The sequence below is a fragment of the Blautia sp. XA-2221 genome (assembly GCF_028767025.1).
In the GTDB taxonomy this organism is placed as follows: domain Bacteria; phylum Bacillota; class Clostridia; order Lachnospirales; family Lachnospiraceae; genus Blautia_A.
Genome location: NZ_JAJQXX010000001.1, coordinates 293,287 through 314,834, shown reverse-complemented (window position 1 = coordinate 314,834; position 21,548 = coordinate 293,287). Strand labels below are relative to the sequence as shown.

Genomic DNA, 21,548 nt, shown 5'->3' with positions numbered 1-21,548 from the left:
ATCCTTTAAACAATTATTTCGTCAAGTTTTCTGGAAAGACCGGACAAACGGCTCTGGACTGTACCATCCAGAAGCTTTCCTTCCAGCTCTACGCGAAGTCCTGCCACTACGGAAGTATCTTTCTTCTGAACTAAAGATACTTTTTTGCCGCTGATCTTTTCCAGTTTCTGTTTCAATGCCTCTATCTGAGCGTCACTTAAAGCCACTGCGCCTGTCACCACTGCCTCGGCAATTCCATGATCCGCGTTATAACGCCTTCTGAATTCTTCACAGCAGCTTCCATATTCTCTAAGAATATTCCGCTCACATAAAAGCTTTATAAAATTCACCAAATATTTCTGTGCCTGTGAGCCAAAGGCTTCGTCTATAAGCTTCGTCCTCTCCTCCCAGGGAATCGACGGTTCGCTTAAAAGCTTCATGTAATCCGCATTTTCATGAAAAATCTGCCGGATTTCTTCCATCTGTCCGCCTATGGCTTCCACAAGCTGTTCTTCGACAGCAAGCTCATACAGGCTGCCGCCGTACGTTCTGGCAGTCTGTGTCATGATGTCTCACCCACATTCGCAATAAAATCATCAATGAGTTTCGCATGATCTTCTTCAGAAATTTCTCTCTCGATCACTTTACCTGCTATCTCCATTGCCATGCCGCCAATTTCATCCTTGATCTCATTGACCGCTTTTCGTTTTTCCTGTGCAATATCTGATTCTGCCTTGGCTTTCATGGCTGCCGCCTGACTTGCCGCCTCCTTCAGAAGCTCCTCGCTCTGAACCGCCGCTGTCTTCTGGGCTGCTGCCACGATCTCATTGGCTTTGTTTCTGGCATCCCGTATGCCCTGCTCATACTCAGATTTCATAGTTTCGGCCTCTTCTTTTGCTTTTACCGCCTCCTGAATCTGAGCGTCTGCCAGTTCTTTACGTTTTGCCAGCATATTATTGATCGGTTTAAACAAAAACCTTTTGATCAGATACACCTGTAAAAAAAGATTGCAGATCTGTGCAATAAAGGTCCAGGGCACAATTCCAACTAATTCCTGTACCTGCATAATTTAACCTCCTGTTCTTATACCCGACTGTTATCCCAGGAACTTCATGAACATGCCAGGCGCTACAAAGATCAGCAACAGACCTGTAACAAAACCATAAATACCGGTTGTCTCTGCAATGGCACAGCCAAGAAGCATAGTAGAAGTTACTTCTCCTTTACATTCCGGCTGACGTCCGATAGCCTCAAGCGCCTTTGCCACAGCGTTACCTTCACCGATACCAGGTCCGATACCGGAAATAAGCGCACATCCTGCTCCAATCGCACATCCTGCCAGCGCAATACCTTTTGCTAAAATCTGAAAATCCATAATACAAACCCTCCTGTTATTTTGATTTTTTGTTGTTCTTCTTATTCTTCTGCTGCATTGGCAATGTACATAACCGTCAGCATACAGAATATAAATGCCTGCATAAAGCCTGAGAACCAGTCAAAGTAAACAGACAGAACTGCAGGAATACCCACGTCAAGAATGGGGATTTTTGCCAGGACATCTCCTACAATACCTGGAAGAAGTCCCAGAAGTGCCGAGCTGGCAACTGCCAGTGCTCCGTAGATCAGTCCGTTGATAACCACACCGGAAAGAATGTTTCCAAAATGTCGGCATGCCATACTGATAGGCGTAGCCAGTTCAGAAAGAACGTTAAAGGGCGTCATAATGGCAATCGGTGTTGTAAAGCCTTTCAGATATCCGCCCACGCCGCCTGTCTTAATCTTCTGAGCAGTGATCATGATAAATACCACAACCGCCCAGGCAGCCTCCGTAGACAGATCTGCCGTAGGGCTTCGCAGACCGATCAGACTGATCAGATTGGATACAATACTTGTGGCAAACAAAGCCGCTACAAAGGGAATCAGATGGCGGAATTTTTCTCCCATGTTCCCAACCACGAATTTATTTGCCTGTTCCACGATCATTTCTGCCAGCGCCTGCCTCTTGGAAATATTCTCCACCTTCAGATCATGGGTCAGCCAGATACAAAGTCCTGTGATCAGACTCATAACGATCCAGCTTACGATCATTGTTTCACTGATCTGCAGATCTCCCAGAATGGGAATTTCCGTTGGAATGGTAAAATAGACTTTCGCTCCGGATATGTCCAGTTCCATGTACGCTTCCACCTCCTGTCTTTTTTATTTATAAAATATTATGGAAAACTGCTGTCCATTATTTACAGTCAGTATTCATCCTATTTTTTCTTAAAAATCGCATTCAGCTTGATTCCCATAGACGGGAACAGAAGTGGCAAAAGCCCTGCTGCAAACTGAAAGCAGGGCGCAATAATAGCGGCGATTCCCCAGCCCACCTGAAGAAGCATTCTCTGAGAATAGCTGGCTTTCAGTCTCATACGCGCAGCCCCCTCGTCCTCACAGGATGCAGCCTTCTGTACGGTAAGTCCCATAAGAAAAAAGTTCAGTACAGCCACTGCTCCGCCTCCCAGTCCGCCAAGGATCACTGTGTAATCAAAGGGTATCTTTTCCGGAATTGCCCCGTGAAGAACTGCAAATACGACCCACATAAGGACAACTCCTGCCAGTGTATAAAGGATCACCTTTTTTGTTTCTTTTTTTACTGCCGGCTGAATTTCACCAAACATATTATCTCTTCCCTTCTGTTATTAAATACATACTTTCACAGTTAAATGTATCTTTTCCTGCTTCGTATTCTTTTCCGGATTATCCGAATCTACATATGCCTGTTAAAAGATACTTTTTTATGTTTTTTCTTTTCTTCTTTTTTCTGGTCTTCCATGATCTTCAGATAAAGTTTATAGGCTACCATAAATGAACCTCCCAGTCCAAAAAAGAACCCCGGAATATAAACCCATGCTCCCACACCTGCATGAATGTTAAGCCACCAGCACAAAGCCAGACATAGGAATATGGGTGTCACAAAAGACAGTCCAAACTGTGTCAGCATGGTAATATTTTTCAGCATATCAGCCATATTTTTCACAACTGCATTCTCCTCATTGCATTCATCTATACACCTCCGCCAGTAACGTTGTGGATATTTTATCATAATTGTATAAAAAATACAACTTTTTATTGTATATATTAACGACTTTTTATTCTACAAAAAGAAAAAATATGTAAATATTTTAAACTTTTTGTCGTTTTTTCTCCGCATTTCCTATAAAAATATCACATCAATATTCTTATTTAACTGTATTGATATTTCACATTGATTTTGGCAAATACCATTCCCACCCATTTCTATACCTCCCCGTACTTTATCATCCACTTCTCCTGGATTTTATGGCTGAAATTCTCCGTTCTGATCATCCGACAATTCCTCCAAGCTTTTGCCAATCCACGCATCAAAACTTCTATAAATCCCCATTCCTTCTTTCTCTCAATCCTCCGCTCCGGACTTCCACAATTCCTGCCTGTATTCCAGAAAGTTCCAACAATCTTCTGGCAATCCCCCTACTCCTGCTTTCTCTCAATCCCCCGCGCCGGACTTCCGACAATTCCTGCCTGTATTTCAGAAAGCTACAACAATCTTCTGACAATCCCCCTACTCCTTCTTTCTCTCAATCCTCACTCTGCATTTCTGCATACTCTCCTGCACATTCAGATATCCCGATCCGTTTTTGCATAAAAAAATCCCGGAAACTCTGTCTGATAGACTTTCCGGGATTCTTTCCTGTGTGCTGAATTTTATAAACACAGATTCTTCTTATTTTTCGTATTCTACAACAACGGTTTCCCCTGGTACTGCAGCACCTGCGTGAGGGGTTACACCTTTTATATCGTCCATGTTTGTGATGATCATAGGAGTTACACAGCTATAGCCTTTTTCTTTAATGAAATCCATATCAAATTCCATCAGAAGATCTCCTTTTTTTACAGAAGCTCCGGCTTCTACCTTTGGAGTATATCCCTCTCCCTTCAGGGCAACTGTATCCATTCCGATATGGATCAGAAGCTCCAGACCATCCTGTGTGTTTACACCGATTGCATGTTTTGTATCAGCGATCATGGATACTGTTCCGTCTGCCGGGCTGTAAACCTTGCCTTCAGACGGCTCAATAGCAATTCCATCGCCCAGAATCTTCTGAGCAAACATCGGATCCTCAATATTTTCCAGCAGTACTGCCTCGCCCTTTAACGGCGCATAAAGCTTATTGTTTTTTTCTTTTTTACCAAATAACCCTTTAAACATGATCGTATCCTCTCTTTCTTTTTTCCTATCCTAACACATTTTCCCCTGTTTTTTCAATACAATCTGTGACTGTAAAAATGTTTTGTCCCGGGTTTTGACAAAACTGAAACTGTCCTCTCTGTTCCTCACAGCAGAAAGGAGGATGCCGCAGCACCCTCCCCACCTGTTATGTATATTATTTACATAATTTTTTGAACTCGTCCGCTACGAACTGAACCTGTGTACCGATAATAACCTGTACATTTGTTTTGCTCGGACGGATAACGCCTGCTACGCCAGCTGATTTGATCTTTTTCTCATCAACCTGAGTGTAGTCTTTGATCTCAAGACGAAGTCTTGTGATGCAGTTGTCGATTGTGGACACGTTCTGCGGTCCTCCAACACCCTCAAGGATGATCTTTGCAACTGTTGTAAAGTCGTTGTTTGCAAGAACTACTTTTGTTTCATCTTCATCGTCGTCTTCACGTCCCGGAGTTTTAAGATTAAACTTGGTGATTGCGAAACGGAATACCACGTAGAATACGATAAATGCAGCGATTCCAAGAGGAATGATCAGCCATGTTTTCTGTGCAGCCGGCAGAGATGCGGAGAACAGAAGGTCTGTAGCACCTGCGGAGAAAGAAAATCCTGCACGGAATCCAAGAGCTACTGTAATAAATGTAAAGATACCATAAAGCAGAGCATAGATTACATACAGTACAGGAGCAAGGAACATAAATCCAAATTCAAACGGCTCTGTAACACCGCAGATGAAGGAACATACTGCTGCGGAAGCTACAAGACCGATAGCGATTTTTTTCTTGTTGTCTTTTGCTGTATGGATCATAGCAAGAGCTGCACCCGGAATACCAAACATCATACATGGGAAGAATCCGGACATGTACATACCAAGGCTCCATGAAACATCTGCAGATGTCTTTCCAGCCCAGAAATTAGTAAGGTCGCCAAGTCCGATAGTATCAAACCAGAATACGTTGTTCAGAGCATGATGCAGACCTGTCGGGATCAGAAGTCTGTTCAGGAATGCATAGATACCAGCACCAAGAGCGCCCATGTTTGCAATACCTTCGCCTAATGCTACCAGTCCGCCGAAGATCAGAGGCCAGATAAACAGAAGAATTGCAGCAACGATAATGGAAACAACACCTGCAACCATAGCTACGCAGCGTTTTCCGCTGAAGAATGCCAGCCAGTTCGGAAGTTTTGTGTTTTTAAACTTATTGTAGCATGTGGAACCGATCACACCGGCAATGATACCGATAAACGGGTTTGCGATTTTCTGGTAAGCCAGAAGCTGTGTTGCATTTTCAGCAACGCCAGGTCTGATAATTGTAACAACTGCTTCGCTGAGAAGAGTTGTCATCATCAGCCAGGATGCCAGTGCTGCAAGACCAGCAGTTCCGTCATGATCGTCAGACATACCTACACCAACACCGATTGCAAACAGAATTGCCATGTTATCGATGAGGGCTCCGCCTGCCTTTACGAGAAACAGACCGATTGTAGGGATAAGACCAGTGATCTCACCACCCTGCATAGTTGCCGGACACATCAGATATCCAATACCCATAAGGATACCGCAGATCGGCAGACATGCAACTGGAAGCATCAGGGCTTTTCCAAGTTTTTGAAGCCATTTCATCATAATGAGAATCCTCCTTCTTTTTCGCTTGTGATTTATGACAAAATTTATCTTTTTGTGCTATTTTTCGACATTTTTCCAATAGCATTCGGTTTAGCGCCGATAAACTTTGTACATTTTTCACAATTACGTTAATTCGTGTTTACTTTAACAGATAATATTCCCTAAGTCAATATATTTTTTTATGATTAGTTTATAAATTTTTTAGTTTTTTTATATATTATTCAGTCGGTCAAAAAAATTTTTATGTACCTTGCTGCAAAACGCTTTCCGAACCTCTTGATTTCCGGAATATCTACAGCTATAATAACCTTATATTTTTCAAGAATTTTCAGACTTTTATCCCGGATTGGAAATGGAGGATGATATTTTGCAGAATATGACAAAATATGCCCTGAAGGAATCCCTGAAGCGACTTCTTCTCAAAAAATCCCTGGATCGGATCACCATCAATGATCTGACCTCAGACTGCGGAATCAGCCGCATGACTTTTTATTATCATTTCAGAGATATCTATGATCTGGCAGAATGGACCTGTCTGGAGGAATCCAGAAAAGCTCTCCAGGGCAAAAAGACATATGATACCTGGCAGGAGGGTCTTGTACAGATTTTTGAGGCTGTTTACGAAAATAAAATTCTTGTACAGAATGCCTGTCATGCCATTGGAAGAGAAAAAATCGAGAATTATCTTTTTAAGCTCACTCATGATCTGATCATGGGAGTGGTGCAGGAACAGTCCGCAGGTCTTTCTATTACAGAAGAACAAAAAAGCTTTATTGCTGATTTTTACAAATACAGCCTTGTGGGTATCCTTCTTGACTGGATCAGCCAGGGACTAAAAGGCGACTACCAGGCGATCACAGACAATATCTGTACCACTCTTCACGGATGTATTGCAAATTCCATTCATAATTATACAGTTCAGGAGAAATGATAAACTTTTTATCATTTCTCTTTTTTTGTAAATTGAACCACACATAAAAGGGCAATACTATAATATCACAACAAAAGTACATCTGTTTTCAGAAAGGTGGTTTTTTAATGGCAAAAAAAGGTATGAAAATCGGTCTTGCTCTGGCCGCAGGCGCAGGCGCCGCAGCTGTACTGGCAAAAACAACAGCAAAAGAACATAAAACAGCTGCTCCGGCATCACACAGTGATTACCGGAATACAGAGCGTGGAAAATATGAAAAAAACAGTAAGGGCATCTACTACAGCAACGGAAACTATGAAGCCTTTGCCCGTCCGGAAAAGCCGGAAGGCGTTGATCACAAAAATGCCTACATTGTAGGAAGCGGTCTTGCCTCTCTCGCTGCCGCCTGCTTTCTGGTGCGTGACGGCCAGATGCCCGGCTCTCATATCCATATTCTTGAGGCAATGGATATTGCCGGCGGAGCCTGTGACGGTATCTTTGATCCCAGCCGCGGCTATATCATGAGAGGCGGCCGTGAAATGGAAAACCATTTTGAATGTCTGTGGGATCTTTTCCGGAGCATTCCTTCACTGGAAACACCAGGCGCATCTGTTCTGGATGAATATTACTGGCTGAACAAACACGATCCCAACTATTCTCTTTGCCGCGCCACAGTCAATCGAGGACAGGACGCCCATACAGACGGCAGATTTAATTTAAGCCAGAAGGGCTGCATGGAGATCATGAAACTTTTTATGACAAAAGATGAAGATCTTTATGATAAAAAAATCGAAGACGTCTTTGATGATGAAGTGTTCAATTCCACTTTCTGGCTGTACTGGAGGACCATGTTTGCCTTCGAAAACTGGCACAGTGCGCTGGAAATGAAGCTTTACTTCCAGAGATTTATCCACCATATTGCAGGACTTCCTGATTTCAGCGCCCTGAAATTCACCAGATATAACCAGTATGAATCCCTGATTCTTCCTATGCAGAAATACCTTGAAGCTGCAGGTGTTGATTTCCAGTTCGGCACAGAAGTTACAAACGTGCTTTTTGACTTTAAAGACGGTAAAAAAATCGCTTCTGCCATTGAGTGCAGAGTAAAGGGTGTAGAAAGGGGAATCGTCCTTACAGAAAACGATCTTGTTTTTGTCACAAACGGAAGCTGTACGGAAGGAACCATTTACGGAGATCAGAACCATGCCCCCAACGGAGATGCGGAGGTCCGTACAAGCGGCTGCTGGAATCTCTGGAAAAATATTGCAAAACAGGATCCCAGCTTTGGACATCCGGAAAAATTCTGTTCCAATATTAATAAGACCAACTGGGAATCTGCAACCATCACAACACTGGATGAAAAAATCATTCCTTATATTACCAATATCTGTAAACGTGATCCTCGTACCGGAAAGGTTGTTACCGGCGGTATCGTAAGCTGCAAGGATTCCAAATGGCTGTTAAGCTGGACCATTAACCGTCAGGGACAGTTTAAAGAGCAGGATCCTGATAAAGTGTGCGTATGGGTATACGGACTGTTTACTGATGTTCCCGGCGATTATGTAAAAAAACCAATGAAAGAATGTACCGGTAAAGAGATTACAGAAGAATGGCTGTATCATCTGGGTGTTCCCACTGGACAGATTCCTGAGCTGGCAGAAAAAAGCGCTGTCTGCGTTCCTACTATGATGCCTTATATTACAGCATTCTTCATGCCAAGAACAAAAGGCGACAGACCGGATGTTATTCCGGACGGCTGCATAAACTTTGCTTTCCTTGGACAGTTTGCAGACACACCAAGAGATACCGTATTTACCACAGAATATTCTGTGAGAACAGCAATGGAGGCCGTGTATGGACTTCTTGGCGTTGACAGAGGTGTTCCTGAAGTGTGGGGAAGCGTATACGATATCCGTGAACTTCTCAGCAGTACCGTAAAGCTTATGGACGGAAAATCCCCGCTGGAAATCGAACTTCCCGGTCCACTGAACGCTCTGAAAAAGCCTGCTCTGCGTTTTGTTAAAGGCACTGTGATCGAAAAGCTTCTGAGAGATTGCGGAGTATTAAAAAACGGAATGTAAGGTTCTCATAAAAATATCTCACCATACATGAGCCTGACAAAAATACCAGGGTGCGCGATCAAAAGATCATGCACCCTGGTATTTTTAGTTTTATAAGTTCCGTTATTCTGTTATACTCACTGTTTTATTCTTTCATCGGATATTTTCCGGATATTCCACGCCCTCAGGAAGAGGATCCCATTCGTTTAATCCTATACTCTGCTTAAACTTTGCCTGTTCCAGAGTAAGGGGTTCCAGATCATCTTTCAAGTATTCCAGAAGTTCATCTATTCCCTCTCTTGTGGCGTTATCCACCAGAAAAATACGCTCGCATCCCACATTTTCCAGCCACTGGCGAACCATGGGAATATTGGCATGAGGCGAATGGATCTTGGTAATTACCCCGATCAGCGGACGAAGAATAAAATTTTTGCCTCCCGGACCAAAAAGGCTGAAAGGCTCGTCTGCTGCCTGAACCATGGCAACCACATCCGCTTCAAAGGAAAAACACGCCAGACCCACGCTGAAATGCTTGGATTCCGCATACTCTCCCGGAGAATCAATGGTATTATCTTCTGTGTTGGTATATTGAGTTTTTTCGTAGTGAAGCGTTTCGCCCTTCAGAGCCTGTGTCAGAGAGGTCTTTCCCGCTTCACTTCTTCCCATTAAAAATAATTTTTTCATTTTTTGCCTTATCCTGTTTTTCAGCTTTTATGGACTTCACAGGTTTTAAATCCAAGCACCTGGTCAAAGAACCTGACAACTTCCTCCACCGCAGTCTGAACCTGACTCAGCCCTCCGGTAAGGATCAGAGTTCCGCAAAACCTGTCCATAAATCCAATCTGAACGTCTGCTGCCTTGATCGCCACATCTGCCGCAACTACAACTGCCTCCCATGGAGTAAAACGGATCATTCCAACAGCTTCTCCTCTGTGGTCCTCTCCCTGATGGACGCCGATATGAAGTCCCAGATTTTCATAAATACATGCCTCCGACGGGCTGATCACATGCGCCAGACATACTTCCTTGCCCGGAACACGCACACGGGTCAGACGCAGCCGTTTTCCTTTCAGGTGTTCGTAGTCATCCTGAAACAGCTTTTCCAGCAGTTCCTCTCTTTTTATCCGAGCCATAACTGTACTTCCTATCTCTTTGTAATGTCGCAGACAACATATCCCAGTGAGTCACGGAAATAATCCACAACCTCTGTAAGCGCTGACATAACATCTGAAATTTCTCCTGTAATGATCAGCGTTCCTGTAAAACGGTCTGCAAATCCCAGATATACATTTCCGCTTTTTACTGCAATGTCAGAGGCGATCACCGCAGATTCCGGCGGTGTCATATTCATAATCCCGATAGCGGAAGATCTGTAATCCACCTGTGGGTTCAGCCCCAGTTTCTGATATATGATCGGAGCCGGACCACCCATTACATGGGCAAAAGTAATTTCCTTACCGGCTACCGTTTCCTGTACAATTCTAATCTGTTCTCCATGATCGTTTGCCATTTTATCTGTTCCTCTCTTTCAGAAAGTTTCCGACATAATTTTTCTTTATAAATCATACTATCAGGAAAATCCCCTGTCAAGTTGATTTCTTTTTTTAAACCGTTAAAAAAATGCCCCCTTTTATACCATCCATGATATAAAAGGGGACGAAAAATCAAAGGGAATCCATCCAGCTATATTCTCCGTTTTCTTTTACTCCGTAAAAATCACCGAAGCTCAAGCTGAAGATTCTATCTTTTTTATCACTGAGATCAATCTGATTCTTGATCAGGTACTGGTAAATTCCGTCATGAGAGATATCGCCCTGCTGAAGAAAGCCTGCCAGTTTATTGTCTGTAAAGATCGCTCTCTGATACTGATTGGATGCCTCTTTGGCAATAACTTCATCTCCATCTTCCGGATTCAGTTTTCCCACACACAGGGAAACCAGCCCGAAGAAGTTAATGGTGTTCTTTGCTGCAAATCGGTCTTCGTACTGATACTTATTACCCAGAACCATATTCTGAGCTGCAATTTTGCCCTGTTTCTGTGCATTGGGCCAAATTCCGGAAAGACCGGTCACATCACCTGCCGCATAGACATCATGTACGCTTGTTTCCAGATAATCGTTTACCTGGATTCCGCGGTCTATGATCAGACCGCTGTCCTCAAATCCTGCCACAGCGCTTCTCACTCCGGCTGCCACGATCACCAGATCGCAGGGAAGCTTCTCTCCGTCATCCAGGACCACATGGGTAACTTCACCGGCATCATTACAGATAGTATCTGCGCCTCTTCTTCCAAGGCGGAACTGACATCCTGCCTGTTCAAAAAGCTTCTGATACTGGGCTGCTCCTGTTTCATCCATCTGAATAGGAAGGATTCTGTCAGCCATTTCAACAATCACAATATCCTTTTTCTGCTCCAGAAGCCCATAAGCCGCATCCAGACCTACCAGTCCAGATCCGATTATCACAACTTTCTGAGCGTTTTCTGCACATTTGTCAATTGCTTTGGCATCACTTAAATGACGCAGTCCAAACACGTTTGGCGCAGTACGAAGAGCTCCCACAGGAGGAATAAAGCTTTCAGCTCCGGTAGCGATCAGAAGTTTGTCATAAGAACATACAAAGCCTTTATCGCAGATCACCTGTTTCTTTTCTGTATCCAGCTTTTCCACCCGCTGTCCTGTAGCCTGTGTGATCCTGTTCTTTTCAAAGAAATCGAAAGGCACAAAATTCAATTCGTCCTCATTTCTTTCATGACTCAGATATTTATGGAGCATACATCTGGAATGTGGTTTTTCATCCACAGAAATCATTGTGATTTCATCCTGCGGGGCCAGTTCACGAAGAGTTTTGGCTGCAGTCATACCTGCTGCGCCTATTCCAATTATCACATATTTCATATGCTATACCTCCTCTACGTGAATTGCCTGTTTTGGACAGGCTTTTACACAGCTTGGCTCTCCGCCAAGATCTTTGCAGAAATCACATTTGATAACCACAGATTTTGTGGCGTCATCCGGTTTCAGGACTCCGTAAGGGCAATTCATTACGCACATAAAGCAGGAGCCGCATTTTTCTTTGTCGTAATAAACATGTCCGTCCTCCGGATTCTTGGTAAGGGCGCCGCTCATACAGGAGAGCACGCACTCCGGCTGGTCACAGTGACGGCAGAATATCGGACGATAAGTACCGTCTGGCTGTTTATAGATAAAGTTACGGCTTTCATTTTCGATATCGTTAAGATCCAGTGTGTAAATATCTCCGGAATCCTTTCTGTGCGCCTGCATACAGGCAAGGCTGCAGTTTTTGCATCCGTCACATTTTTCAGCCTCTATGATAATTCTTTTCATATAAGCAGCCTCCTTTTTAAATATTCAGGCCAGAACGTTTTTCCATAATAATCTTTTCCAGAATATCTGCACTTTCTTTTGCATCTCCGTTAATGATTACCTGACCACCTGTAAGCTGTTTCATATCCTCTGTCAGAACCTTTGTTACCAGCTTGCTTCCGGTTACAAATGGCGGAAGTCCAAGATGAAGCGGTAATCCCAGAGCCAGACCGAAGCATCCGTCTGCAAGCGCCTGCTCTTCCAGCCACTGTGCGGCAGAAAGTACCAGCGGAAGCTGAGGAAGGTCTACACCGATTTCTTTTGCCAGCTCTGTTGCAACAATCTCCAGACGACCAATCGCCAGACACGGGCCAAAGTTTAATACAGGCGGAATTCCAAGTTTTTCACAGACTGCACGAAGCTTCGGACCTGCCAGTTTCGCTGCGGACGGCTCCATAAGGCCGCAATTCTCCAGACCGCCTGAAGAACATCCTGCTGTCAGAACAAGAATATCCTTTGCGATCAGCTCTTTTGTAAGTTCTACTGAAAGAACGTCGTGTCCGCCTGCTGTCAGATTGGAACATCCTACCACTCCGGCAATGCCCTTGATATCTCCGGATACGATCAGATCGATCAGAGGCTTCCAGGTATCTCCCAGGAATTTTTTCAGAGATACTTCACTTACACCTGTTAAGGTATCATCATTTCCATGTTCCGGGAACAGGTTCATAGGAACGCTGCCTCTGCGAGCTTTATACGCTTCCACGATCTCGTCAATGATCTCCATACTCTGCTCTTCACGTCTGTCAAAGTCAAAGGGCATCATTTTTGCGTTTGCCTTCTTTGCCACATCATCCAGACAGATCTGTCTGATCTTCAGTTCATCACAGATCGGCTCAATTCCGGGAAGAGTACAGTTGAATTCAGAAAGAACTGCATCAATTCCACCTGTAGCAAGAACAGCCTCACTTGTATAGTTGTTTCCTGCGTGTCCTTCAAATACCTCTGTGTAATGAGCGCCGCGAAGCTGAAGATCCTGGCCTACGCAGGTACAGCCTACAAGCTTAAAGCCTTTTGCGCCTGCTGCCTGTGCTTTTGCAACTGCTTCCGGACTTTTCAGTTTTTCCTGAAGATCAACAAAAATTGTGTGCTGATGTCCGGTGATCATAATATTTATGTACTCAGGGTCAATTACACGAAGTCCTACCGGAGCCATGCGGATCTCAGGCTCGCCCAGCAGAATATCGTTCAGAAGATTTGTCAGTGTCAGGCCGTAAAGTCCTGTGGAAATTCCAAGTTTCAGACAGTCTGTCAGCATATCTACCGGATCGGAATTCAGGTTTGTAGAACATTTTACCACTCCGTGGAATACCTCTCCTTTTGCACCTCCCGGCAGAATCCCCAGCTCTTTCCATCTCTGGAAACGAGGCGCATAGGCAAGCTTTTCTACCAGCTCCATCTTTTCATATTCCGGCTTGTACAGATCATCCAGAACCTTGCGCGCAACTTTTTCTGCCTTTTCATAAATATCATCACATACAATACCCATTTCATCTGCCAGATAGTTTAACGCGTTCAGGCCTTTCAGCTCACCTTTTGCCTGTGCTGTTTTCAGTACATTCAGAGCTGTATTTTCCACAATATGAATATAACAGCCGGAGCCTGATGCTACTGCTCTTAAAAAGTTTCTTGTTACAATAACATCTGCAGTTGCTCCGCAGATTCCTCTTGGCGCCTTTGGTGTGATACGGCATGGTCCGTTAGAGCAGAGTCTGCAACAGACACCCTGAAGACCAAATCCACACTTTGCACTCTGTCCTTCTACTCTGTGATGGGAAGTTTCCATAGGCAGATCTGCAATAAATCCTTCCAACGGCTTATCTGCACTTTTGCAGGTAGAGCATCCAAAACACTGGTTCATAATTGTACCCTCCATTTTTCAAATTGACAATATTTTATCATTCTGGACAAAAATAGTCAACTATTTTATTCAACAAATTTCTCTCCTGTTTTTTACTACTTATTAAGGTTCTGAACAGAATCCCGATAAACACAGAATGGCTTCATCCTGATCCTTTTCGGGTAATCACTTTCATCTCCATTCATCCTTCGCAGCAAAAGCTCACAGGCGGCGTCTGCCAGTTCCACAAGCGGCTGACGCACTGATGTCAATTTAGGATTTACCATAACAGACAGTTCAAAATCGTCAAAAGCAACAACAGACAGCTGCTTTGGAATTCTGATCCCCAGATCGTAGATTGCTTCCATAGCGCCCATACTCATATCATAATTTGTCACAAAAACAGCGGTTGGTTTTTCAGTGAGCTTCCACAGTTCATGAATCCCCCTGTATCCTCCCTGATATGTATAATTTCCCTGAACAATGTATTCCGGCCTTACAGGGATCCCGTAATCCTCCATTGCCCTGAAGTATCCTTTCATTCTCTCACTGGCTGTCCTTCCCTGTTTCCCGGAATTGTGATCACCATTCCCAAAAGCACGGACACCACAATTTGTTTTGACTTTCTTCCGGTACACTTTTATAATATAAACCATCTCAGAAAGTTTTTTGTCCGGACAGAAAACTCCTGATATTTAACTGACAACTTCAGTGCAGAATTTTTCTGCAACTTCACTCAAACGGAGGTACTGAAAATGACCTACACAATTGATCCACAGTCCTGGAAACAGGAGATGACTGCTTTCAGAGAAAAGACAAACGCTTTTTATAATGGCGAAATAACAAAAAAAGAATACAAAAGTTTTTCCGGGCTGTACGGAAGCTATGCGCAAAAGGGCGGTAAGCAGGGAATGCTCCGTCTCAGAATGACTGCCGGAAGAATTACAAAAGAAAAGCTTGCTTTTACAGCAAAAGCAATTCAGGAACACCAGATCAGACGGATTCATTTTACTACCTGTCAGACGGTCCAGCTTCATGACCTCCAGCCTGATACCATCTGCACTCTGGCAGAAGAGGCGCTTTCTGCAGGCATTGTCACAATGGGCGGCGGCGGTGACTTCCCCCGCAATGTCATGTGTTCTCCGCTTTCCGGCGTGGAGGCAGACGAATATTTTGATGTTTTACCTTATGCAGAAGCTGCGGGAGAATATCTCATGACTTTTATCAAATCGCCTAAAATGCCCCGTAAATTAAAAGTGGGATTTTCAAATTCTCCTGCCAACCTTACCCATGCCACCTACCGTGACCTGGGCTTTGCGGCAAATAAAGGCGGAAGCTTTGACGTATACAGCGCCGGAGGACTTGGAAACAATCCCCGTTTCGGTGTCAAAGTTGCTGAAGCTGTTCCGCCCACAAAGGTTCTCTACTATATTAAAGCCATGTGGCTGACTTTCTGCGCATACGGAAATTATGAAAGCCGCGCAAAAGCCAGAACCCGTTATATGCAGGATTCTCTGGGCGGTGCGGAAAATTATAAAAAAGCATACCTGGAAAAACTGGATGAGGTGTTTGCTTCCGGAGAAGATCTGGATATTACGGTAAATACTTCCTCTGTATCCAAACAGCCGGACGGCAACGCTCCGGAAAGTTCCCGGGTATTTTCCCAGAAGCAATCTGGACTTTATACTGTTATGTGGCATCCTCTTGGCGGTCAGCCTTCTGCTGAAACCTTCTGTAAGCTTGCAGAATATCTTGCCGATGTCAGTGAGGCCGAAATCCGCATTTCTCCGGATGAAAGCGCATATATTGTAAATCTTACGGGAAAAGAAGCAGAAAAAGTCCTGGAGCTTACAGAGGACGGAGCTTCCTCTCTTTTTGAAACTTCTGTAAGCTGCATCGGAGCCTCTGTCTGTCAGGTCGGTCTTCGTGATTCTCAGGAACTTCTGCTTTCCTGTGTAAAGGCTGTCCGTGACGCAAAAATTCCGGACGGCGCGCTTCCACAGATTCATATTTCCGGTTGCCCGTCCTCCTGCGGAACCCATCAGACCGGAACGATCGGTTTCCGTGGCGCTGCCAAATCCGTAGACGGAAAAGTTCAGCCGGCCTTTGTACTTTATATCAATGGCTGTCAGACACAGGGAAACGAATCCATGGGAAAAGAACTTGGAACCATTCTTCAGAAAGATATCCCTGAATTTCTTGTCGCACTTGGCAAAACAGTCGCCAGATCCGGACAGGATTTCCAGACATGGAAAACTGCCAATCCGGAAGGAATAGAACAAATTGCAGCCGACTATCTTATTGCATAAAAAAATAAAACAAATGCAGATATCAGAGTGATTGTCGTTCTGATATCTACACCTTTATGGTACTGAAAACGCCGCAGATCTGCCCGGTCTCCCTGGTTGTGTATCTTAATACCCACCAGCGTCCGAAAGCAGTTCTGCGGCATTCTTTTTTCTGCAAAAATTAAATATATATTTCCATCAGGATTTTTTCAGGCCAGAATGGTATGCTCCACAAGAATTTTAATTCCCATAAGGATCAGGACAATACCACCGGCAATTTCTGCTTTTGATTTATATTTTGCCCCGAACCGGTTTCCGATCATAACTCCTGCACAGGAAAGCACAAAAGTGATAATTCCGATAAAACAGACTGCCGGAATGATCTGAACCTTCAGAAATGCAAACGTCACCCCCACTGCCAGAGCATCAATACTGGTAGCTATAGCCAGCGGCAGCATTGCCTTAAATGTAAAACAGGTGTCCAGATTTTCTGTTTCTCCTCCGGATTCCCGGATCATATTGATACCGATCAAAGACAGAAGGATAAATGCGATCCAGTGATCAACGCTCTGGATGTTCTCCCGGAAGCCTGTTCCCAGAAGATATCCCACCAAAGGCATAAATCCCTGAAAAAATCCAAAATACAATCCCACTGTCAAAACCTGTTTTTTCCTGATCTGACAGACAGAAAGCCCCTTACAGACCGCCACGGAAAACGCATCCATGGAAAGTCCCACTGCAAGTACCAAAAGTTCCCATAATCCCATTTGTTTTTCCTCCAATGTAAGTTTTATCAGAGAAGCAGCAGGTACAGACGATCTATTTTTCAATCCTTGTTTATATCTGAGCTGCTCTGTCCCGGAAAAATTGCTGTTTCAAAAGTATTCTCATAGGATCATTCTTCCTCATCCATGTGAGAATCCCTGTCCGGCATGGAAATAAACTCCTGATGATGTCCCACATATTTATAAGCCGGACGGATGATCTTTCCTGCATTAAGGATTTCCTCCAGACGATGAGCGCTCCATCCTGGAATTCGGGCAATGGCAAAAATAGGTGTGAACAGTTCTTTTGGGATACCCAGCATAGTATATACGAATCCACTGTAGAAATCCACATTGGCGCACACGTTTTTAAACATTTTCCTCTGTTCCATAATAAGACGGCTTCCCAGTCGTTCCACCAGCTCATAAAGAGCAAATTCCTCCATCATTCCCTTTTCCTGGGCAAGCTTGCGGGCAAACTTCTTCAGAATCACCTCACGGGGGTCTGACAGGGTGTATACTGCATGGCCCATTCCGTAGATCAGTCCGGAATGGTCAAATGCTTCTTTGTTCAGGATCTTACAGAGATACGCCTCCACTTCTGCCTCATCTGTCCAGTTTTTTACATTGGCTTTGATATCAGCGAACATATCCTGCACCTTCAGATTTGCTCCGCCGTGCCTTGGACCTTTCAGGGAACCAATAGAGGCCGCCACAGAAGAATATGTATCTGTTCCTGATGAAGTTACCACATGAGTGGTAAATGTAGAGTTGTTTCCTCCTCCATGCTCTGCATGAAGCATCAGCGCAATATCCAGAACCTTGGCTTCCAGCTCTGTGTAAGTGCTGTCCGGTCTCAGCATCAGAAGAATATTTTCTGCAAGAGAAAGTCCCTTCTGGGGATTCCGGATAAATAACGTTTCATCCTTGCGGAAGTGGCGGTAAGAATGATAAGAATAAACTGCGATCAACGGCAGTTTGGCAATCAGTTCAATACTCTGGCGCAGAACGTTTTCCGCTGAAATATCCTCCGGTCTGGAATCATAGGTATATAAAGTAAGAATACATCTCTGCATAGAATTCATAATGTCCGCATTAGACGCCTTCATAACCACATCCCGCACAAACCGTCCTGACAGAGTTTCAAACTGCGCCATTACCTCTTTGAACATTTCCAGTTCCTTTTCTGAAGGCAGGCGCCCAAAAAGCAGAAGATAAATGGTTTCCTCAAATCCAAATTTATGTCCTTCCAGTCCGTTTACAAGATCATAAATATTATATCCCTGGTAATACAGACTTCCCTCTGCCGGAATCCTTCTTCCATTCACAAGGTCATAGGCATTTACGTCCGAAATTTCTGTAAGTCCGGTAAGAACACCCTTTCCTGCTGAATCTCTCAGTCCTCTTTTTACATCATATTCGATATAAAGATTTGGATCAATCCGGTGATTATTCAGAAGTGTTTCCTGCAAAGTTTCCATACTGGACTTCAGACTTCCCATTTCGTCCAGATTGATCATTTCATGATCTGACATTTTTATTCCTCCGTTTCCTTTCCCCGAAACTTAATTATACTGTCTGGATCTTAAAGCATTTTTTCTTCCCATTCTTTTTCGCGGAATCCTGTCAGAACAAAATCCTCGCCAACTACAAGAGGTCTTTTTACCAACATTCCGTCTGTAGCAAGAAGTTTCAGCTGCTCTTCCTCTGACATTTCTTTTAATTTATCTTTCAGATTCATCTGTTTATAAAGGTTTCCACTTGTATTAAAGAATTTTTTAAGAGGCAGTCCGCTCTTTTCATACCATTCCTTCAGTTCTTCAAATGTTGGATGCTCCTCTACCATTGCTCTTTCTTCAAAACTGATGCCATGTGCATCCAGCCATTTCAGAGCTTTCTGACAGGTACTGCATTTTCTGTAAACTAAAACTTTCACTTTATATCCTCCTTTATTTCTCGTCTTTTTCATCTGTTTCCAGCAAAAATATATGGACTGACAGCTTTCTGCTTCATTCTGTCAGATTCCGATAAACATTTTCTGATTTTTCCCTTTTACGTTTTATCATATAAAAGAGTTAAAGAAAAATCAAGTTTTTTTATAAATTCATAGATTTATTCTTCCAAAAATCTCTGTATCCGCATCCTCTTTCCGTCTGTACAGACTGTCACAGCTCCGCTTTTCATGGTAAATTCTGTCTTTGCCCCTGATTTCTTCAGACGGAGCGTTGTTTCCGGCGATGGATGTCCGTAGGTATTGGAATCTGAACATGAAATCACTGCAACTTCTGCCTTCACCTGATCCAGAAACTCCTGACAGGAGGAATAACGGGAACCATGATGCCCCACCTTCAAAAAATCCACATTCTTCAGCTTATCCAGGATTTCTTTTTCCGTAGGTTCTCCTGCATCTCCGGTAAAAAGTCCACGAAATGATCTGTAGTTCAGTTCCACGACCATTCCTTCCTCATTGACGTCTTCTCCCATAGCATCTTTTGCAGGAGAAAGAATATAAAAACCGGCTTCGCCCATGCGAAAATTATTTCCTCTTTCCACCCGAAGTACCTTCATTCCTGCATTTTTGGCAAGCTGAATCAGAGTATGATACACTTCCGGCGGCTTTTCCCAGTCAGGCAGTATCAGCATGTCAGCTTTCACAGAGGTCAGACCCTGCCCCATAAATTCAAGAAGCTCCATAATCCCGCTGATATGATCCTTATCTGTATGGGAGATCATAATTCCATTTATATGGGAAATCCCCCTGCTTTTCAGATATGGCAGAAGCTGGTACTGAGCCGTATTTTTCTTATTACTGCTTCCGCAGTCCATAAGAAAAACGCCTCCCTCCAGGATTTCCAACACGATGCCATCACCCTGTCCGATATCCAGACAGGTGATCCTAAGTTCCTGTTCAGGTTTCCAGGAAAGTACAAAGATTCCCAGCACAGCTGCCAGAAGAAAAATCCCGGTAGGACACGCCTGCCTCCTGAGCCTTTTGAGCAGACTAAGCACTCTGTCCGAATCCCCGGACACGTTTTTTCCAACAGATAACCGGATTTCTTCTTTATTTTGTATTCTGGATATCATAACATACGCCAGAATGATTCCTGCTGCCAGAATCAGATAATAGCTGATACTCTGCCATAGTTCCGGCAGTCCACCAATCCAGGTACAAAAAGGTAGTTTCCCGGCAAACATACAGATTTTTTCATAAAGCCACAAAAGCAGCCTTCCCGGAACCGCTGCCGCAGCTCCTGCGTTTACACTGAAAAGCCCAAGCACAGAGCAGCACAGTCCGCTTATGAGAACCCCGCCCACCGTAGGAAGCACAAACAGGTTCAAAAGAATTCCGATCACAGACACCTCCCCGAAAAACACCAGCATTACCGGAAGGGTGGCCACCTGAACAGAAAGAGAAGAAATCAGGGCTTTCCCCACTTTTCCCTCTACGCCTGTAATTCTGATAAGATACGGCGATACCGTCCCCAGACCTACTACTGCCCCGAAAGATAAAAGGAAGCTGCTGCTGTAAAGATATGCAGAAGAATCCAGCAGAAGAAAAATCGCGGAAAGAGCAAGCGCAGTCAGAAGATCATAGGTTCGTCCCATAATCCTAGCTCCTACATTCAGAACAAACATACACACTGCCCTCATGGCAGACACGCTTCCTCCTGTAAGCATTCCATATTGAAGCATCACACACAGAGCAAGAATACCGGCTCCTGCATTCCCCAGCCCGATTCTTTTTAAAAGAGAGAAAAGGCCCATTCCCAGAATACTGATATGCAGACCTGATATAGCAAGAATATGTACCATTCCCGCCATCTGATACCGAAGCTTCAGATTCTGATCCAGTTCGCTTTTTTCTCCAAGAAGCATTGCCTCAAAAACCGGCGCATCCCTGCCTGCAGAAAGTTTCAGCACCGTATGTATCCTGTCTTTCAGATCGAGCAAAAACTGCTGATATCCTGAATAAGCTCTGCTTTTTCTTCTTATGATTCCATTTTTCATAAGATAATAAATATGCTGACAGGCATAGTATTGTCTGGAATCAAATTCACCGGGATTTCTCGGTGCTTCCACCTGTTCCAGTTTCCCCGAAATACACACAGCGGTGCCTGCCGGAAGCTTTTCTTCTGTTTTTAAAAATACTCTTACATTTTCAATGGGAATTTTTTCTGACCGACAGATCAGAAAGACTTGTTTCAGATAGACAGAAAAGGAAAATTCTGTTGCCTGGCATCTCTGTACCTCCCCGCAGATCACAGAGTCCGGATGCTTTTTTATATAGGTCTGTACTGTTTCCGGCAGAGGATTTCCGCGTATCATCGGAAATCCCGCCAGATCAGCCAGACACATACCCAGCATCAGGAGCAGGCAAACAAGACAGATGGGACGTCTTGTCATATGCCTTCCTTTCCATATAAGATCATGTAAAAAGATAT

22 protein-coding genes are annotated in these 21,548 nt (G+C 44.0%); 3 read left to right on the top strand and 19 right to left on the bottom strand.

What is annotated here, in order from left to right; translation table 11 throughout:
• Positions 1-5: 5 nt before the first annotated feature.
• The 8 genes from atpH to nagE form a co-directional block, all read right to left on the bottom strand.
• On the bottom strand, positions 6-545 hold the full coding sequence (gene atpH, locus LU279_RS01485) for an ATP synthase F1 subunit delta (RefSeq protein WP_274420316.1): 540 nt from the start codon (positions 543-545) through the stop codon (positions 6-8).
• Entirely contained in the window at positions 542-1,045 is a 504-nt protein-coding gene (gene atpF / locus LU279_RS01480; RefSeq protein WP_022066868.1) for a F0F1 ATP synthase subunit B, read from the bottom strand. Before atpF ends, atpH begins: the two co-directional genes overlap by 4 nt.
• A gap of 30 nt (positions 1,046-1,075) precedes the next feature.
• Positions 1,076-1,357, bottom strand: a complete 282-nt coding sequence (atpE, locus tag LU279_RS01475) for an ATP synthase F0 subunit C (RefSeq protein WP_274420467.1) — start codon at positions 1,355-1,357, stop codon at positions 1,076-1,078.
• Between the two features lie 38 nt (positions 1,358-1,395).
• Complete coding sequence (locus LU279_RS01470) at positions 1,396-2,154, bottom strand: F0F1 ATP synthase subunit A (protein WP_274420312.1); 759 nt, start codon at positions 2,152-2,154, stop codon at positions 1,396-1,398.
• An 80-nt stretch (positions 2,155-2,234) separates the two neighbouring features.
• Complete coding sequence (locus tag LU279_RS01465; protein ID WP_274420311.1) at positions 2,235-2,642, bottom strand: hypothetical protein; 408 nt, start codon at positions 2,640-2,642, stop codon at positions 2,235-2,237.
• A gap of 89 nt (positions 2,643-2,731) precedes the next feature.
• The gene (locus tag LU279_RS01460) at positions 2,732-2,992 is read right to left on the bottom strand and encodes an AtpZ/AtpI family protein (RefSeq protein ID WP_274420466.1); all 261 of its coding nucleotides are present in this window, start codon (positions 2,990-2,992) and stop codon (positions 2,732-2,734) included.
• Positions 2,993-3,727: 735 nt separating this feature from the next.
• On the bottom strand, positions 3,728-4,213 hold the full coding sequence (locus tag LU279_RS01455) for a PTS sugar transporter subunit IIA (protein WP_274420309.1): 486 nt from the start codon (positions 4,211-4,213) through the stop codon (positions 3,728-3,730).
• 175 nt (positions 4,214-4,388) lie between these two features.
• On the bottom strand, positions 4,389-5,855 hold the full coding sequence (gene nagE, locus LU279_RS01450; RefSeq protein WP_274420464.1) for an N-acetylglucosamine-specific PTS transporter subunit IIBC: 1,467 nt from the start codon (positions 5,853-5,855) through the stop codon (positions 4,389-4,391).
• 370 nt (positions 5,856-6,225) lie between these two features.
• Here nagE and LU279_RS01445 point away from each other — a divergent pair, with 370 nt between their 5' ends.
• Positions 6,226-6,789, top strand: coding sequence for a TetR/AcrR family transcriptional regulator (locus tag LU279_RS01445; protein WP_274420307.1), 564 nt, complete (start codon positions 6,226-6,228; stop codon positions 6,787-6,789).
• A gap of 107 nt (positions 6,790-6,896) precedes the next feature.
• The gene (locus tag LU279_RS01440) at positions 6,897-8,849 is read left to right on the top strand and encodes an oleate hydratase (RefSeq protein WP_274420306.1); all 1,953 of its coding nucleotides are present in this window, start codon (positions 6,897-6,899) and stop codon (positions 8,847-8,849) included.
• 132 nt (positions 8,850-8,981) lie between these two features.
• Here LU279_RS01440 and LU279_RS01435 read toward each other — a convergent pair whose 3' ends face one another.
• From LU279_RS01435 to LU279_RS01405, 7 genes are all read right to left on the bottom strand, one after another.
• Positions 8,982-9,512 (bottom strand): EutP/PduV family microcompartment system protein, encoded by a 531-nt coding sequence (locus tag LU279_RS01435; protein ID WP_274420304.1) that lies wholly within the window; start codon positions 9,510-9,512, stop codon positions 8,982-8,984.
• 20 nt (positions 9,513-9,532) lie between these two features.
• Positions 9,533-9,961 carry a BMC domain-containing protein gene (locus LU279_RS01430; protein ID WP_274420302.1) on the bottom strand — a complete coding sequence of 143 codons (429 nt, stop codon included), beginning with the start codon at positions 9,959-9,961 and terminating at the stop codon, positions 9,533-9,535.
• 11 nt (positions 9,962-9,972) lie between these two features.
• On the bottom strand, positions 9,973-10,338 hold the full coding sequence (locus LU279_RS01425) for a BMC domain-containing protein (protein WP_274420300.1): 366 nt from the start codon (positions 10,336-10,338) through the stop codon (positions 9,973-9,975).
• 154 nt (positions 10,339-10,492) lie between these two features.
• Positions 10,493-11,725 (bottom strand): NAD(P)/FAD-dependent oxidoreductase, encoded by a 1,233-nt coding sequence (locus LU279_RS01420; RefSeq protein ID WP_274420299.1) that lies wholly within the window; start codon positions 11,723-11,725, stop codon positions 10,493-10,495.
• 3 nt (positions 11,726-11,728) lie between these two features.
• A complete protein-coding gene (locus tag LU279_RS01415; RefSeq protein ID WP_274420297.1) occupies positions 11,729-12,175 on the bottom strand; it encodes a 4Fe-4S dicluster domain-containing protein in 447 nt (148 codons plus the stop codon).
• 16 nt (positions 12,176-12,191) lie between these two features.
• On the bottom strand, positions 12,192-14,075 hold the full coding sequence (cooS, locus tag LU279_RS01410) for an anaerobic carbon-monoxide dehydrogenase catalytic subunit (RefSeq protein ID WP_274420295.1): 1,884 nt from the start codon (positions 14,073-14,075) through the stop codon (positions 12,192-12,194).
• A gap of 95 nt (positions 14,076-14,170) precedes the next feature.
• Positions 14,171-14,710 carry a substrate-binding domain-containing protein gene (locus tag LU279_RS01405; protein ID WP_274420294.1) on the bottom strand — a complete coding sequence of 180 codons (540 nt, stop codon included), beginning with the start codon at positions 14,708-14,710 and terminating at the stop codon, positions 14,171-14,173.
• 99 nt (positions 14,711-14,809) lie between these two features.
• Here LU279_RS01405 and LU279_RS01400 point away from each other — a divergent pair, with 99 nt between their 5' ends.
• The gene (locus LU279_RS01400) at positions 14,810-16,363 is read left to right on the top strand and encodes a nitrite/sulfite reductase (protein WP_274420292.1); all 1,554 of its coding nucleotides are present in this window, start codon (positions 14,810-14,812) and stop codon (positions 16,361-16,363) included.
• 188 nt (positions 16,364-16,551) lie between these two features.
• Here the strand turns inward: LU279_RS01400 and LU279_RS01395 are convergent, their stop codons facing one another.
• The 4 genes from LU279_RS01395 to LU279_RS01380 all read right to left on the bottom strand — a co-directional run bounded on the left by LU279_RS01395 (position 16,552) and on the right by LU279_RS01380 (position 21,510).
• A complete protein-coding gene (locus LU279_RS01395; RefSeq protein WP_274420289.1) occupies positions 16,552-17,109 on the bottom strand; it encodes a manganese efflux pump MntP in 558 nt (185 codons plus the stop codon).
• A gap of 128 nt (positions 17,110-17,237) precedes the next feature.
• On the bottom strand, positions 17,238-18,641 hold the full coding sequence (locus tag LU279_RS01390) for a citrate/2-methylcitrate synthase (RefSeq protein ID WP_274420287.1): 1,404 nt from the start codon (positions 18,639-18,641) through the stop codon (positions 17,238-17,240).
• A 50-nt stretch (positions 18,642-18,691) separates the two neighbouring features.
• Complete coding sequence (locus LU279_RS01385; protein ID WP_274420285.1) at positions 18,692-19,075, bottom strand: arsenate reductase family protein; 384 nt, start codon at positions 19,073-19,075, stop codon at positions 18,692-18,694.
• A 143-nt stretch (positions 19,076-19,218) separates the two neighbouring features.
• Positions 19,219-21,510 carry a DNA internalization-related competence protein ComEC/Rec2 gene (locus tag LU279_RS01380; protein WP_442870134.1) on the bottom strand — a complete coding sequence of 764 codons (2,292 nt, stop codon included), beginning with the start codon at positions 21,508-21,510 and terminating at the stop codon, positions 19,219-19,221.
• Positions 21,511-21,548 lie beyond the last annotated feature (38 nt).